This window comes from Dictyobacter kobayashii, assembly GCF_003967555.1.
Taxonomy (GTDB): domain Bacteria; phylum Chloroflexota; class Ktedonobacteria; order Ktedonobacterales; family Ktedonobacteraceae; genus Dictyobacter; species Dictyobacter kobayashii.
The window spans coordinates 2,759,708-2,776,903 of record NZ_BIFS01000001.1 but is presented as its reverse complement, the minus strand read 5'-3'; the positions used below and the strand labels follow the sequence as shown (position 1 = coordinate 2,776,903).

Here is a 17,196-nt window from a genome sequence, read left to right as displayed (position 1 = left end):
TGTTGAGGTGGAGGAAAAATGATCGCAATGATTGATGCGGCCGAACAGGCAGAAAAGCCTCGTTATCCTTTTCTGCGCGTCACCACAATGGGAGAATTTGCGCTGGCTTGTATTGTGGCATCAGGTATGGAGCGCCCGCGCTATCGTGCACTCTCCAGTGCAGAGTTGGGGAATCGAAAAGCGGCCCTTACCATACTCAAGTTCCTGCTTTGCAGTCCACGGCGTCGAGCGAGCAAAGCAGAAATCATCAAAGTCCTGTGGCCTGGTGACACGCACAATGCGAATCACGCCTTTGATACAGCATCCTCAGCCTTACGCCGACACATTCTTTATCCACCTGGTACAGAAGGCCTCTTAAGTACGCGACGCCTCAATGGAGAGACACACTTTATACTGGCGGCACAAGCGTGGTTGTGGGTTGATGCAGACGCATTAATCAATTTAGCACGAACCGCTCTACGCCAGGAACAACAAGGAAATGATCCACTACCATATCTAGAAGCGGCCTACGCACTGGACAAAGGCGAATTTCTTGAAGAAGATCCTGATTGTCTGTGGGCTCAGGGCCGGCGACAGACTATTGAGGGTACAAAACGGCGCGTTCTCTATCAGCTTGTAGATGCCTATCTCAAACATCAGCGCACAGGCAAGGCGGAAGAACTACTGTACACCTTTCTGCAGAACTATCCAGAAGATGAGGATGCGCTATGTCGCTTGATACGTCTGCTGGCCGATCAAGGACGCCGCCAGGAAGCACTCAATGTCTACCGCTACTCAGCAGAAATGATGCGAGAACAACAGAAAGAACCAGGGGCTTACACTCAGGAAATAGCCAGGCAGCTACAGCAAGGTCTACACCTGCGTGAAAAAAGCGTTGCCTATCACACACTACAACCTCAAATTACGTTCACAATTATCCTGATAGCTTGATAAACCAACGCGCTTATTGATATGGAGCAGTGAAAGGTGGGATGGTATTATGCGTGTAGAAATGTATAAACTTGCCTATGGGAATTATAAATTCTTAGCGGAGATTGATACGGGGGCAGAGGTAGGAGACAACCAGCTCACCCTGTGGTACAGCGAAAAGCTAGCGATGGATACGCTCTCGTTAGCCCAGTTGGAGACAAACTTGTTGCTAAAAGCGCTCAAGGAGCCCCACAAGTCGTTGTTACTCCCATACCTTGAAGAGATCAAACACAATCAGCAGCAGGACATAGAAAAGGAGATAGCCGCCCTTATACAGCCATTTAGCACTCAAAAGCTACCCGGGAATATTAAGCAACAGATCAAGCAGCTACGAAAAAAAATCCAGCACTCGCTCAAGACGTTAGAAACAACCTTTATGCAAAAAGAGATTCTGACCCTGGAGCGAGACTGCTTTGATATGAGCCTGCTCGAAAACGACTGCCACATTTATGGAGAATGGCAATTTCTGCGCGACTTCTTTTTCGAGGAGGCGACATATGAAAACATACGCAATTTCTGCCACGCATTTGCCGTTGATGAAGCGCTGCGCCTGGAATGCCTGAAGCATGAAGGACGCTGGGCGAAGCGCAACGCCCTCTTCACACGCAATCTCTTATCGGTAGTAGGCGAGAAAGCGCTGCTCAGCAATGATGGGAGCTATATGCGTATAGCACGAGAGCTCTTCCGCTGGATTGATCTCCATCTTGAAGAGATTTTAATCCATCCAGAATACCAGCGCCTCAATGCGCTTGACCAGCCCAACAAAGGCACAACGCACGACAGCGACGCCAGCATTCGATCAGCCATCGAGCTCTTTAAAAGCATGCCAGGAGTAGCCATCCGCCACTCTTGCCAGGGAGTCACAGCCAAAGTTGATATGGGAGAGTATGCGCTCCTCACAATTACTCCACATGAAGAATACGCCTACATTGCATTCAATACATTGAGCTATCTACTCCACGATGCCATTATGGCGCGCCTCCCCAAACTGTCCAGCATCACCACCGAACGTATTCCCTGCAACTTCAACACAGGACTTTTCTTACGCTCAACGGGCAATAACCTGCGCTTCCGCGAAGAGATATATCTGCTGGCCCATCAGCTCCACAACCTGATCGCAAAAGAGCCAGAGGCAAAGATAAGCAATCGGCTGGTAACAGGCTGGGAGACAGCCAGCAATCCGGTCTATCCACCACAGGCCAACGAAATTGGCAACATCTTACCTGGCCGCCTGATATGGCTCTGCTATGCGCAACAGATTGAACAGACCCTGTTCCAGCTCAACCACCTCAACCACTGGGCCAAAGCCTCCGACCGCCTGTATTATGATGACCGGCAAGGCCTCTACAAGATCAAAGCCCTGTTTCTCATGCAGGCATATGAAAACGGCACAATTCTGCCCGGTGGCTATGTAGATGGCAGCGTCGTTTTTCACAAAAACTTTGCCATTGAAACCGCAGCCTCAATAGCGGCAGACTTTCTGCTAGAAACGCTGGAGGAACAGCAACAAGACAACAGCAGTACGTTATATGGCAACATAGCAATACAGCTCTTTCAGCGCATTACCAGTCAACCATTCAGCCAACAGAACAAAACACTGCGGCTTATATTGGAGCAAGCGCAAGCCGAAATAGCCATACAGGGCTACCTCAAAAACCTGATCGCCCAGGCCCTGCAGAGCCGCCAACCCATCCCATATCAGCAACTAGAGGAACTGCTTATCTTCCCCGGCGACATTTTGGAGCTAGCAATCAGCCGCCATCGTCACATCAACACCTGGAACGACCTGGATAAAAGCGACCAGCGCAAACTAGATCCTGAAGGGCTCAGCCTGATCAGCTTCCATTATGAAAGTGCCAGCGCCAAATACATCTTCCACCTCCCATTTCGCACCGCCCAGGAATTTCTTCCCGAGGAACTCATCGCGCAACTACGCAGCCAGGTCAATACAGAGCGCAAAGAATACGGCTCAGCTTACGGTCGCACCATCACCGCAGAAGAAAGCATCAACCATCCCATCGAAGACATCTTAAAAATACTCGGGGTAAACATAGGAAACACCTGTCCCCGCAAACTAGAGCGCAAGAAAGAACAGGTATATAGCAACTACCAGTGGGATAACAACAATGAAGATGAGGACGAGGACGGTGGATATCAACAATATCTCTATCAAATACCACGCAAAAAACACAAAGTCCGCAAAAAGAAACGCTCATAAAAAACAGGACCTCACAGTCGCAATGCAGCCAGCTGTGAAGTCCTGCTCACAAAAACATGTTGCCAGAAGGTTGCACACATACACAAAATTTTCAACCTCTTAATACAATCAGGCACACACAATCGCTCTAAAACACTATGTGTAGCTCAAGGTAACAGCGAATGTAATCAACAGGCATACAAACAGCATAATCACATAAAGTACAATGAATAGCATTAAAAGATGCGAGATCCAGGCCAGGATAAAGGCAACAGTGACGAAACTCCAAGACAAGAAGAACAGCGGGCGATTTTTCTTAATCATTGCCCATGCAATGGGAAAAACAACCATATACAGCACCAGTAGCATCTGTAAAAGTAGAGCTTCAACTTTTAGCAGGTTGAGGATACATGCTATTGAAAAGCTAATAAGTAATGTAATAGAAAAGCAAGAAGTAATTTCCTGCCAGCTATTGTATCTTCTCCTCCAATAGCCTTCACGCGTTCGAGGCAAAGAGGGAGTCTCTATATTCACAAATGTAGCAGCATTAGCAGGCAAAGTTGGCATATAATCATGATGCGACAAGGCCAGAACCTCACCTGCGCAAGCAGCGCGCAATGCCTGGGCAAATGCCGCAATATTTTCAAAACGGTGTGCTGGATCCTTCTCAAGCGCCTTAAAGACAACATTTTTGACTGCCTGCGAGACCAGTGAAGAATCAGGACAGATTGAGGCTGGTAGTACCGTGAGATGCTGATAGATAATATCATCGATAGTACCATTGAAAGGCACACATCCATATAACCATTCGTATATCATAATTCCCAGGGCATACTGATCGCTGGCCACGCAAGGCTGAACGCGTGCCTGGAGCAATTCAGGAGCCATATACGGTACGGTACCAATGCAAGTCTGCGACAGAGAGAAGCCATTGCGCGTGGCAACAGAAATGCTAAAATCGCTCAACAACAACGTATTCCTGGCACCTAACAAAATATTCTCAGGCTTAATATCTCTATGGATATAGCCTCTATCATGCATATATTGCAGTGCCTCCGAAATCTGATCGACATAGAAAACGATGGTCGGCAAATCCAATTGAGAACCAGGTGGATGAAGCTGGCGCAAGGTACCATTAGAAGCATAAGCCATCACCAGAAATGGAATGTGACCCTCAAAACCAAAATCCAATACCTGTACAATATGAGGATGCTGTAGATGCGCAGAGATACGGGCCTCATTTACAAAGGCTTTCCTCTCTGAATGGGTAAGTTCAATATGCAAAACTTTGATAGCCGCCCATGTACCCAGAAAGACATGCCTTCCCAGATATACATCAGCAAATCCTCCGCGCCCTAACCATTTCACAAGTTGATAGTTACCTAACTGCTTTGCATCAATAAAAGTCTGAGCATCTTTCATTGAACACTCCTTTGTAGGCCTGGCCTACAAGCGATATGTGTGCTAGCAATATCGTTTTACCAGCACCTGCACAATCAGATGCTGGTGATTATCTAACTTAAGACAACTAACGAAAGTGATTACGGCCGCGATTGGCACGTTGGGAACGAATATCGGAAATTTGTCGCTGCTGCTTGGCGCGCTCAAAATCTATTTCGCGGAGTTCCTGTTGAAGTTTTAAACGATGCCTAAAATCTATTAACTTGATGATCTCCCGCACAACCCATATATGGAGAGTAAGGAGGATTAACATTCCAATAGATACCAGAAAAATTTCTAGCAATGTAAGAGCAGGTAGCAACGAACAGAAGACAATTGTAGCCATTATTACTGGCACAACAGCCAGAAACATCTTCATAGTACTGAGCATAGGAACCTCCTGCTTCTACTCCCAAAAAGCAATCTATACGGTTCAAATCTAACTTTTAGAGAGGATTGTGAGCCCATCGTAGAGCATTCTTTGGTAACAGATTACAGAGAAGTTGCATAAGAGTATCGTCGTACGACAACGCACGTTTCTCTTGAGGAACACTGAATGCGAATCTTTCGGCTATTGGCAGAAGCCGCGAGTTGATCGCATATACTGCTGCGTATATTCTTCCTTAAACCATCCTCATATCAATGTTTTAAAGTAGAATATAGGCCACATTATGTATCTGTACTCAGTACAAAGTGGAAGATACAGTAAAATTAACCAGTAATCTTAAAGTTACTACTAGTAACTATTGACAAGTATAATAGGTTCGTATAAAATTTGCAAGGGTTACTATAAGTAACTTTACGTTCTCCACAAGTAATTTTAAAATTTATTAAGAGATGGTATACTCTAACTAAGTTAAGAAGCGGATCTTTCACTGACAGCCTGTTCATTCATCAGCATACACATTATCACCACCGCGTTAACTCTTTTTACAAAAAAATGACTGGTAAAGTAGATCATTGTAGAGCCCCAAAAAGTCCATTGCCAGTAAATGTAGAATCGTTGAGATGCTTGATGCAGTTTGAGCTGACAAGATACGCTTCAATTGTAAGGCCATAATCGATTAGAGTTATATAGCATCAACGGCGATGGGCGACAAAAAGCTATATTTTCATAAAAAAGAGGAATTATATAGCCATTTTTTATTTCCATCTTTGTCCACCTCACCGTCGAGAGGCACAACCAGGCATTGATTTGTGGCCAAAGTCAACAGAGATGGAGAAGTAGCGCGTATGCAAAAGACTGATCAGGATCCAGTGGACCCTGATAAATTAACCCAGCGTGAAAAGATCAAAAGACTCCCCAAAGCCGATTTACATGTGCATTTGGAGGGATCTATTCGTCCCCAAACACTGCTCTCACTGGGCAGGAAGAATAACATCAAGCTGCATTTTTCGGATGTAGAGAGCCTCAAAGAACAAAATCAATTTGCCAATTTCTCCCAATTCATGAAACGCGTCGACGATTATGCCTCAGTACTATGTAAACCAGAAGATTTCACGCAAGTTACCAGAGAATTAGGTCTCGATGCAAAAGAAGAAAATATACGCTATATAGAGGTCACCTTTTCCCCAGGCATGTACACTGGTCTCTACCAACAAAAAAAGCAGCTAGATTTTCCTGTTCTAATGGATGCAATTATCACCGGGGCAGAAGAGGCAAAAAAAGCATGTGGTGTTGAGATGCGCTTCATTCTGGACCATGACCGTGACTTCAACAATTATGCAGTACCAACTGATGTGTCTCGATCGATCGAGTATTACCAAACGATAGCGGAATGGTGCAAAAAAGAAAGGGATGGGGAGAGAGGCAAAAAATTTGTAGTAGCCCTGGGGCTTGCAGGACATGAAAGGGGAGACAATATGGCCTCTATCTTTCAAAGTGTGATCAAGTCAGAAATTACGACAGACATTCCCTTCATTTTCCATGCGGGTGAAAAACTAGATGATAAAAGCAATTTATATTATATAAGCGTGGAAGATGCGATGGAAATGCTTTTGCTACATTCGGAGACGCCTTTTCCCAGACGCATTGGGCACGGTATCAGCTCAATTAAGAAAGATAACTTGATTGAAAATCTAAAACTGGGGAAGTTTATGCTTGAAATCTGTCTCACCAGCAATATAAAGACGCAGCGGGTACCTGATATAACAGAGCATCCACTACGCAATTTTTGGGATAGAGGAGTTCTTTTAACGCTCAATACAGATGATCCAGGTATATTCGGTACAACACTCACAAAAGAATATCAGCTTGCATTTGACTACCTGGGATTTACAATTAATGATCTAGCCAGGATGAGCCTCACAGCCATCCAAAATTCATTTCTACCAGCGGACCAGAAAAAACAAATGGAAAAAAGCTTTGCAGATGAATTCGCAGAGCTGCAAGTTGAGCCAACGCCACTAATCAAGCTACCTATAATAGATGATGAGGGAGGACCCATGCTATCACGTGTTGAACGGAGTGAAAACAAGGAACCGGTTCATTCGTAGTTTTTTTAGCGTTTTTTCATAAATTAGAGTAAAGAGACTCTGGTAGGGCTTTGACTGCGCGCATCTACTAATACTAATCAGAATACCAGCGTAGATTGGTAATTGTAGGACAAGGCTAGTTGGAGCAATCATCCATCACAAAAAAAGTAGATGAGGCAATAAACTATTTTTAACAAAGCCCTGGTGGATCTTCATAGGGGATATATGAAAAAGCAATTTCACGAGCTATTGGAAGAACTTCGTATCCAAAAGCAGATCAGCAAAAAGGATTTAGCGCAGCGAGCTAATGTCACACCTGGCTATATTAGCCTGCTGAGCCGTGGCGAACGAAGCGCTCCATCAAAGGCCACTGTAACGGAACTGGCAAATGCACTGGATCTCAGCGGAGAGACACGATTACTTTTTTTTGAGGCGGCAGGATATACACCATCAACATCTCTAGAGTTTAACCTGAGTGATGTGCTCCAGATTGGCAATATATTGAAGGATCACATAGTAAAAGAAGATTGGAGAACGGCCCCTACAACATATAATTTTTGGGGGAGGGTAAAAGAATTACAACAACTCGAACCATACATTTCGGAGAACAAATACAAAGTTATTGCAATTCTGGGACTTGGAGGAATAGGCAAAACATCTTTAGCTGCCAAGTTAGCCACTAATATCAAAAATACATTTGAGTATGCCTTCTGGCGCTCATTATTGGACGCGCCACCCCTCCGGAAAGTATTAGAAGAGTGCATACGCTTTTTGTCTGATCAACAGCCACTCGACATCCCAGAGGATGAAGATAGCTGGTTACCGTTCCTTATTGATCGCCTCCTGGAATTATTGAGCGAGCATCGCTGCCTCATAGTGTTAGATAACTTCGAAACAACTATGCAAAGCGGTGAAAGAGCTGGAGAATATAGAGACAAATACGAGGGTTACGGCAAACTCTTGCAGCGCCTGGGAGAAACAGACCACCAGAGCTGCATTATAATTACCAGTCGAGAGAAACCGCGAGAGATGGTCCGGCTGGAAGGGGCGAACGCATCAGCTACCTCGATGGCTCTAGATGGACTTAACTATCAGGAAGTCAAACAAATCCTTCAGGACCGCCAGCTGGTTGGAGAGACAAAAGATTGGGTAGAGCTAATTGAATTTTATAGAGGTAATCCTCTAGCCCTAAAATTAATAGCAGAGCCAATCCAACAATTGTTTGGGGGTGACATTGCCCTTTTTCTAAGTGGAAATGACACGATCTCTGGAGATATCCAGGGTATTTTAGAAGAACAATTTCTGCGTCTATCAGAGGTAGAGCGCAGCATTATGTATTGGATCGCCATCAAACGTGAAGCGATTAGCCGTAATGAGTTAAAAAGCAACTTGATCCTGGGTATAAATTCTAATCGTGTAACGGACGCGATCAGTTCTTTGGGGCGGCGTTCGCTAATTGAAATCGGCGAACGCACAGATTTCACCTTGCAACCTGTTATCATGGAATATGTAACGGATCACCTCGTCGAGCAGATTTGTCAAGAATTGCGGAGCCAAAAACTAGAGATTTTTCTCACACATGCGCTGTTATTAGCACAAACGAAAGATTACCTCAGAGAGACACAACGCCTCCTGATCCTCACACCTATTATCCATTGGCTCAAAACGCAGTTGGGGCAATCAGAAAGTGAGAAATTGCTAAAAGAGCTGCTCACAACAATCCCCGACACAATTAACTATGCGGCAGGTAATATCATTAATCTCTTGATCCAATCAGGAGCAGATCTACGAGGAGCAGATTTCTCCAGGCTTACTATACGGCAAGCATTTCTACAGGGAGTTGCACTGCCACAAGTAAATTTTTCAGATGCCAACCTGGCAGATTCGGTCTTCACCGATACTATTGGCAGTATTCTGACCCTCACCATGAGCCCTGACGGCAAACTGATGGCGGCAGGAACTGACAATGGCGATATCCGCCTGTGGGAAAACGAGAACAGCAGACCCTTTCAGGATTTACTAGGACACACAGACTGGGTAAACGCTATAGCATTTAGTCCTGATGGTAAGCTGCTGGCCAGCGGTAGTGATGACCAGACAGTACGTATCTGGGAAGTAGATACTGGTGTATGCATTCAAAAGATCCCATATCCCAGCCTGGTTTACACCATTGCCTTCAGTCCTGATGGCGAGCTAGTGGCCACAGGCGGAGATGATGGGATCTTATGGCTCAGGGATCTCACAACCGGTAAAATCAGTGAATTAACAGGACATACAGAGTGGATACGATCGATTGCCTTCAGTCCTGATGGCAGATTTCTGGCCAGTGGCAGCGCAGATAAAACAATTCGCATCTGGGAAATTGAAACTGAAAAGTGCAGCATTTTACAAGGGCACACCGGCTGGGTATATGCCATCGCCTTCAGCCCTGATGGCAAGCTGCTGGCCAGTGGCAGCGCCGACCATACAATCTTGATCTGGGAAGTCGCGTCCGGCAACAGACTTAAAACGCTAAGAGGTCATACCAATTGGGTGCGATCGATTGCCTTCAGTGTAAATGGCATTATTGCCAGCGGAAGCACAGATCAGACGATCATGTTGTGGCAGGCTGATACGGGGCAACACTTAAGGACATTGTCTGGCCATACAGGACGAGTGTGGTCGGTGACATTCAGTGTAGATGGGCAGACAGTTATTAGTGGCAGTGATGACCAGACAGTGCGCCTCTGGGACGTTCATTCAGGCAACAGCTTAAAAACGCTGCAAGGGCATACAGACTGGATACGCTCGGTCACGTTTAGCCCTGATGGCAAACTGCTAGCCAGTGGTGGAGCCGACCAACTGGTACACCTATGGAGTCTTCGCAGCCAGATTGACATCCCGATTACCAATTTCCACGGCCATCAACACTGGATCTGGTCGGTTGCCTTTAGTCCTGATGGCAATACACTGGCCAGTGGCAGTGATGATACATCGGTACGCCTCTGGGACGTTCAAGCGGACACAGAGATCAAAATGTTGCGGGGCCACAACAGCTGGGTTGGTTCCGTCGCCTTCAGTCCTGATGGGGCGTTGCTGGCCAGTGGCAGTCAGGATCAGACCGTCAAGCTCTGGGATGTATATCTCAAGCAAGAACTAAAGACGCTGCTCGGCCATACCCATTGGGTTGGTTCCGTCGCCTTCAGTCCTGATGGGACATGGTTAGCCAGTGGGAGTGATGATACAGATATTCGTGTATGGGACATTACTACTGGTACGTGTTTACATACATTGACCGGACACGAAAAAGGCGTAAGTTCTGTAACGATACATCCCGATGGAATATTATTAGCCAGCGGCAGCCAGGATCAGACCATTAAGCTCTGGGATGCGCATACAGGTACAGAGTTGCGAACCTTGCGCGGCCATGGGGACAAAATCTTTTCCATCGCTTTTAGCCCTGATGGTAAACTGCTTGCAAGCGGCGGAGCCGATCTAACGATACGGATATGGAATGTCGCAGATGGCAGTTGTATCCGCACATTAAAAGGGCATACACACTGGATCTATTCCGTCGCCTTCCGCCCTGATGGTGAGATACTTGCCAGTAGTGGTCACGAAGGGATTATCAAGCTCTGGAATATTCAAAATGGGAGATGTCTGCGTAACCTGAGAAACGAGCGACCATACGAAGGGATGAATATTACCAGGGCTCGTGGTTTAACTGATGCTCAAAAGACGGCACTCAAGCTATTGGGAGCCATCGAAACAAGATGAGCGGTAAACACACATAGCAGTCAATGTATCAGCAGTCAGCAACTTCACCAAACATCATAATCAAAAACCGCAATAGAGAAGCCTGGTCCATTTAAAGAGGATCAGGCTTCTTAATGAAAAAATTTTTGGATCAGGGCGCCTATACGTCGAGGTTAGCGTTCTTGGCGTGGCTCTCAATAAAGCGCTTGCGGGGCATTACCTCGCTGCCCATCAGCATGCTAAAGACTTTATCGGCCTCAACAGCTTCGTCGATGTTTACCCTCAGGATGGTACGTTTCCCGGGATCCATAGTGGTATCCCAGAGTGTTTCAGGGTTCATTTCACCGAGACCTTTAAAACGTCCAACCTCAGGCTCTCTACCATTATGGGAGGCGCTATACTCGCTGATCAGCTCATCGCGTTCTTCAGGGGTATAGACATAGCGCACATTCTTGCCCATCTTCACATGGAAGAGAGGGGGCTGCGCGATATAGAGGTGACCATCGGAGATCAACTGCTGCATATGGCGATAGAAGAAAGTCAATAACAAAGTACGAATGTGAGCACCATCAACATCAGCGTCGCACATAATGACGATGCGGCCATAGCGCAGGCGAGCCATATTAAAATGCTCATCGATACCTACACCAATGGCAGTAATAATGTTCTTGATCTCATCACTCTTCAGCACCGTATCCAGGCCAACACGCTCGACATTCAGGATCTTACCACGCAGAGGCAGGATAGCCTGGAAGTGGCGGTCGCGACCCTGTTTAGCAGAACCACCAGCCGAATCACCCTCAACCAGATAGAGTTCACAGCGATCGGCCCGACGCTCACTACAATCGGCCAATTTACCCGGCAGAGTATTATCCAGAGCATTCTTACGCTGAATAAGATCACGGGCCGCCCTGGCCGCCTCACGCGCTCTAGCAGACATCAAACATTTATCAATGATCGATTTCGCCTCACTCGGGGTTGTCTCAAGATATTGATTCAAAACCTCGGCCGTCACCATCTCCACCACCGGGCGAACCTCAGCATTATTCAGCTTAGACTTGGTCTGCGCCTCAAACTGAGGATTAGGGATCTTAACACTGATAACAGCGGTCAGGCCCTGGCGCACATCGTCACCGGTCAGATTGACATCTTTCTCCTTGAGCAGATTAGCCTTACGCGCATAATCATTGAGGGTACGCGTCAAAGCACTGCGGAAACCAGTGATATGCATACCGCCATCCACGGTATTAATACCATTGGCGAATGAATATTCTGTTGGTGACCAGCTATCGTTATACTGTAAAGCCACCTCAACCTTGATATTATCAATATCACGGAGAATGCTCACAGGACGAGACAGAGTATTGCGATTCTTATTCAGGTAGCGCACAAAAGAGGTCAGGCCACCCTCAAAGTAGAACGTCGCCTCACGATCAGTGCGCTCATCAAACAGAGCGATCGTCAAACCACGGTTCAAGTAGGCCATCTCACGAAAACGCTGAGCCAGAATATCAAAGCTATAGTCACGAGTCTCCATCACCGAGAGGTCAGGCAAGAAAGTCGTAATCGTACCGGTACCGTTCGTAGTACCAACTTTTTCCAGAGGAGTAACCGGAACCCCCTTCTCATAACGCTGTCGATAGATATGGCCATCATGTTTTACGTCTACCTGACACCACTCAGAGAGGGCATTCACCACCGACACACCCACACCATGCAAGCCACTACTAATTTGATAGCCACCACCGCCAAACTTACCACCAGCATGCAACACCGTCATTACAACCTCAAGGGTCGACATACCCGGACGCTGATGATGCTCATCCACAGGAATACCGCGTCCATTATCTTCGATGGTCACAGACTCATCAGCGTGGATCACAACCTTCACGGTATCGGCATAGCCGGCCATCACTTCATCAACACTATTATCAACAACCTCAGTGATGAGATGATGCAGTCCACGTTGATCAGTAGCACCAATGTACATACCAGGACGTACACGGACGGCTTCTAAGCCTTCGAGAATCTGAATATTCTGTCCGCTATAACTATTACCGTTGCCGTTGTCGTTCACTTTCCCCTCACCATTCCCACTCGAATTTTTTTGTTCAGTGAGTAGAGCATCATCATAACCATCAGGGAGTTGCTCTGACATTATCGATTCTCTCGTCTTTGCCATCGAAAACACTCCAATAAGAAACCCTGCCAAAGAGGCGTGGGCCACACACTATTAAAAAGCAATCGTGAACGCCGCCCACTCGCGGCTGAGCTCATACGATTGAATGGCATACATTAAGGACAGCACCTTCGCCAGACTTAACCGTTCCATAAACGGGGGCTATTGCATAGAGCATGGTCCTGCAAAGCATTCAGCACACAGAAAAAGCAGGTTCGCTGAACGCATGGGCAAAAGATCGCATCGCTCTGGACAAGTTTCCTCACACAGGGATACAAATCGCCTCACACAAAACTGGCTCCAAATGGGGTTACACGCTAGATGCTGCACACACTAATAGCATATACAGACGTGCTAAGAAGCTTTTTTCTTTGTGGAGACTTGCCTACTTATATGAAAAACATTCTGACAGATTAGCCAAAATGCGGTAACGGATGCCACATTTCGTCACATCATTATATCACATTTCGACCAACAAACAAAGCAGATAGGATGAACGTACAAGCACATATAAGAGGCCGGCTCAAGCCATTTCAGGCCACTATATAGAGGTTCCAAATGTAGAGTAAAAAAGCGGAAGAAAAGAGAGGAAACATATCAGCCAGCAGGCTCTCATCTTTTATGAACATCATACCACAAAAGGAGAGAGCCTTAACTAACCTGAGGCAACATCATTGGCCACGCATCAATAGCGATTACCGCTAACCGGCATACTGGGATTGCCCTGCAAAGAAGAACTGGGAGGGACACCCTGCATTGAAATCCCCGGCATATTGCCTGGCATCGGTGCACTACCAACATTGCTGGCACAATAAGGGCAATAGGTCCAGCGCAACTCAAGCAAGCGCTCACATTTGGGGCAAGAACGTTTCAACTTCTGGCCACAAGAAGGGCAGACCTGGAAATCAGACTCAACGCGAGCGTGACAATTGGTGCAAGTCTGGCGCTCCGTCATTTCAGCCAACAGAGACTCTTCCTCTAATTGGCGCTCATAGATTTCCGCCAGGGTCTGACGAGGACGCAAGATGAGGTAGATAAATAAACCACCCACATTGAAGAGGGCAACAAGAACAGTAGCCAGGATCTGGGACACGAAGTCTTGCGTACGTGCACGAATATCGCGGAAAGTCCAGATGATTAAACTCAGTGAAAAAATCACCAAGAACATGACGAGACAACCAATAATTGGTCCGAGCAGACTTTGGATTGTTCCCATTATATCTGGCGACGACGATGCCTTAGGGCTAGTCGCCAGTAGCACCAATGAAAAGTTCACAGGACAAACGCCCCTTTCAGAATAGAAAATTCATTACTTATTAAGCACAAGGTATTGCGCCCACTTTGTTTTTAGTTTACATACACTGCAATTTACAACGTTTTACAATGTACCCTGATGACAACCTAGGACTATATGTTACGAATTGCTGACATATTTCTTAGCCAGTTTGCCATGAATTGTTTGTGCATGCAACCCCATAGGGATATTTGTCATGCCTTGCTGCACCTCCTACAGGACATATATCCCACGGCAACAACTCAACTGTCCCTACTATACATAATACATCCAAGCCAGGAAGAAAAGAGACAGGGTTCAAACAAAGTAGGAAGATACCCTTATCATTTATCATCGGTCATCAATCGGGATAAGCAAAGGGGGCAAACAAATATATGCATATTTTTTCAAAGATTATCCGTTATTAAAAGAGTGGCTTCTTTCTTTTAAAAACTAAAAAGGTTTTCGCTTTATATGGTAAGACAAAATTCTAATCTAGTTCCTGTAAACAGGACTAATTTCTTATTCTTTAGCCGCTTTTAGGGTGATATGATAGTTTGTAGCTAGCTGTATTTCTATGCGTCAAGTTGCATAAAAGCTGTTTAGCAGGGGGGATTGTGCGGACGTGTTATAATTAGAACAAAAGTTCGTATCTATTGAAGGAGGTCATGTTCATGGCGAGTGGGAGCTACGCCAAAAAGCCCAAAGTTCAGGCGACTACCGAAGTTCGCTCGGCAATCCCTGCACGTGCAACCAGGGATTTATCCGCGACGGGAGAAAACGCCGCCATTGACACAGTGCCACTTACCGAAACATTCACCTTCAGCCGAGAAAGTGCACCTCTACGGACCCCTGTGGAAACTGAGAAACCCAACAATCGCACTAGAACAACCAACAAAAATATCACTACAGACAAACCCACTACCAGTACTAGAACAACCAACAAAAATATCGCCGCTGACAAACCTGCTACCGGTACCAGAACAACCAACAAAAATATCACCGCCGACAAACCCTTGACTAGCACCAGAACAACCAACAGGAATGTTACGACTGATAAAACTGCCAGTGGTACCAAAACGACTGCAGCCAACAAAACCACTGGTACTAGAACAACTACTGCTGACAAAGCTATTACCAGCGCAAAAGCGATCACTATCGACAAACCTACGACCAGCACCAGAACAACTGCTACTAAAAATCTACCTGCTCCGCGGGTGCCCTATGCGACCCAGGTACTCATTGAAGAAGAGGAGCCGACAGCCAATACAACCCGCGTATTAGAAGGGCTGAAGACACCTAACAATACCAGAATATTGCCGGCCACAAAAATCAATCGGGCCGTCGACATTGACCGGGCACTCACTCACGATACCCCCCCGATCAAGCCACTAGAAAAGCATAAGCCCTGGTTAAATCCATGGCTTATCTGTTTTACCTTCGCGATCATATCCCTGCTAGTTCTCATATCAGCAGGGATGTTTCAACGCGTAAATACAGTAAATTTCAACTTTGGAGTAGGGCAGACCTATAGCATCCAGGTTGGTGGCTCACAGGCCCAGGACTGGCAGAAGGCGGCTCCAGCCCCTATTCAGCCAAGTATCAAACACTCTACCGGCCCTTATGCGGTCATGGGAAAACCAACCATCAGCGCAGCCTTCATCAATAAAGTTTTGGCAAACGCAAACTCACCGGCAGCTGGCAAAGGGCAAGTATTCTATGATATGGGGGTTCAATATGGAATCGATCCAGTCTTTGCCCTGGCCTTCTTCCAACATGAGAGCACCTTCGGCACCAAAGGAGAAGCTAGAAAAACCCTCTCAATAGGTAACCTCCGCTGCATACAAAATCATGCGTGTGTAGATCAAAATGCCAGTGGAGATGGGTATGCCCAAATGGATAGCTGGGATGATGGCATCAAAACCTGGTATTCACTCATTCGTAATTTGTATGTCATTGAATTGCATAAAGATACGATTGAAAAAATCATTCCTACCTACGCCCCCAATTCCGATAACAATGACGAGGCTGCATATATAAGCTCCCTTAAATATTCAATCGATCGCTGGCGATCAGGAATAATATAGGTATGGCACGCTTGCAATTTCGGAGCACCCCAGGCACGAAAGCTCATACTCAAGCAACACGGTAGTGATGGGAGTCTGGCACTCTACGAGAGCGTATTTGACTCTTATTGTAAATCCCTCACCAGAGATCTGGTGAGGGATTTTTGCTATCGCACCAATACTAATGACATCAAGGCAAATGCCAGGAGTGGGACTGAAATAGTTCCTGAAATGAGGCTGGAGGCATTTATCTATTTACCCTCAGTCCCTGTGGCCCAAATCACAGAACCTGACTCCGCATTGGCTGAAGCCTGGTTACCATAAATAACGAGATTTCCATCATTTTGAAGCCTGAGAACACAAGCATTTCCTCTGCCATTGGTGCGAGAAGACCACACAGGTTGAATAGAACTTTCATAATTAACGAAGTTGCAATCACTTTGCATCTGTGCATAGTTAGAGCCACTAAAGATTATTTTTCCTGCAGTATTGTCTGACCAGATCGCTTGTTGCCCACTAAGGACCGTGTCGTATAATACGAGGTTGCCATCTGCTTGTATAACCAGGACATACCTATCATTTAAAGACTTTATGCATCCATCGATGTACTGATCACCAATATAGTAGATCTGATCGTTGTTTACTCCAAGAAGTTGATCTTGCCAACTATGCTCAATCTGGCAACTGGGTGCCGTACCCATGGGTTTAAGAACAGTGGAGGATTGATAACTGTGAGCAGAGGCGCTACCAACAAAAAAGAACGAGAATAACGTCGTTATCATAATAAAACTTGCACTTAATGATATGAGACGTTTCATAGTGGAGAACATCCTTTCTCTCCTCAAGAGAGTAAACATGAATA

General features: G+C 46.0%; 10 protein-coding genes. 5 read left to right on the top strand and 5 right to left on the bottom strand.

Annotation, left to right across the window (positions count from 1 at the left end; translation table 11 throughout):
• The first annotated feature begins 18 nt into the window (after positions 1–18).
• Positions 19–930, top strand: coding sequence for an AfsR/SARP family transcriptional regulator (locus EL645_RS12205; protein ID WP_126550349.1), 912 nt, complete (start codon positions 19–21; stop codon positions 928–930).
• A 49-nt stretch (positions 931–979) separates the two neighbouring features.
• The gene (locus EL645_RS12200) at positions 980–3,187 is read left to right on the top strand and encodes a hypothetical protein (protein ID WP_126550347.1); all 2,208 of its coding nucleotides are present in this window, start codon (positions 980–982) and stop codon (positions 3,185–3,187) included.
• A 135-nt stretch (positions 3,188–3,322) separates the two neighbouring features.
• Here EL645_RS12200 and EL645_RS12195 read toward each other — a convergent pair whose 3' ends face one another.
• Positions 3,323–4,588, bottom strand: a complete 1,266-nt coding sequence (locus tag EL645_RS12195) for a serine/threonine protein kinase (RefSeq protein WP_126550345.1) — start codon at positions 4,586–4,588, stop codon at positions 3,323–3,325.
• A gap of 106 nt (positions 4,589–4,694) precedes the next feature.
• On the bottom strand, positions 4,695–4,997 hold the full coding sequence (locus EL645_RS12190; RefSeq protein WP_126550343.1) for a hypothetical protein: 303 nt from the start codon (positions 4,995–4,997) through the stop codon (positions 4,695–4,697).
• Positions 4,998–5,839: 842 nt separating this feature from the next.
• Between EL645_RS12190 and add the strand changes: the two genes are divergently transcribed.
• Together add and EL645_RS12180 are read left to right on the top strand one after the other, a co-directional pair.
• Complete coding sequence (gene add / locus EL645_RS12185) at positions 5,840–7,102, top strand: adenosine deaminase (RefSeq protein WP_126550341.1); 1,263 nt, start codon at positions 5,840–5,842, stop codon at positions 7,100–7,102.
• A gap of 204 nt (positions 7,103–7,306) precedes the next feature.
• Positions 7,307–10,837, top strand: a complete 3,531-nt coding sequence (locus EL645_RS12180) for a WD40 domain-containing protein (RefSeq protein ID WP_126550339.1) — start codon at positions 7,307–7,309, stop codon at positions 10,835–10,837.
• Positions 10,838–10,976: 139 nt separating this feature from the next.
• On the opposite strand, the gene gyrB is transcribed toward EL645_RS12180, so the two are convergent.
• Together gyrB and EL645_RS12170 are read right to left on the bottom strand one after the other, a co-directional pair.
• Positions 10,977–12,974 (bottom strand): DNA topoisomerase (ATP-hydrolyzing) subunit B, encoded by a 1,998-nt coding sequence (gene gyrB / locus EL645_RS12175; protein ID WP_126550337.1) that lies wholly within the window; start codon positions 12,972–12,974, stop codon positions 10,977–10,979.
• 706 nt (positions 12,975–13,680) lie between these two features.
• Entirely contained in the window at positions 13,681–14,271 is a 591-nt protein-coding gene (locus EL645_RS12170) for a zinc ribbon domain-containing protein (protein ID WP_126550335.1), read from the bottom strand.
• Between the two features lie 671 nt (positions 14,272–14,942).
• On the opposite strand from EL645_RS12170, the gene EL645_RS12165 reads away from it, so the two are divergent.
• A complete protein-coding gene (locus EL645_RS12165) occupies positions 14,943–16,355 on the top strand; it encodes a glucosaminidase domain-containing protein (protein WP_161977330.1) in 1,413 nt (470 codons plus the stop codon).
• 230 nt (positions 16,356–16,585) lie between these two features.
• Here the strand turns inward: EL645_RS12165 and EL645_RS12160 are convergent, their stop codons facing one another.
• Positions 16,586–17,152 (bottom strand): hypothetical protein, encoded by a 567-nt coding sequence (locus tag EL645_RS12160; RefSeq protein WP_218031821.1) that lies wholly within the window; start codon positions 17,150–17,152, stop codon positions 16,586–16,588.
• Positions 17,153–17,196 lie beyond the last annotated feature (44 nt).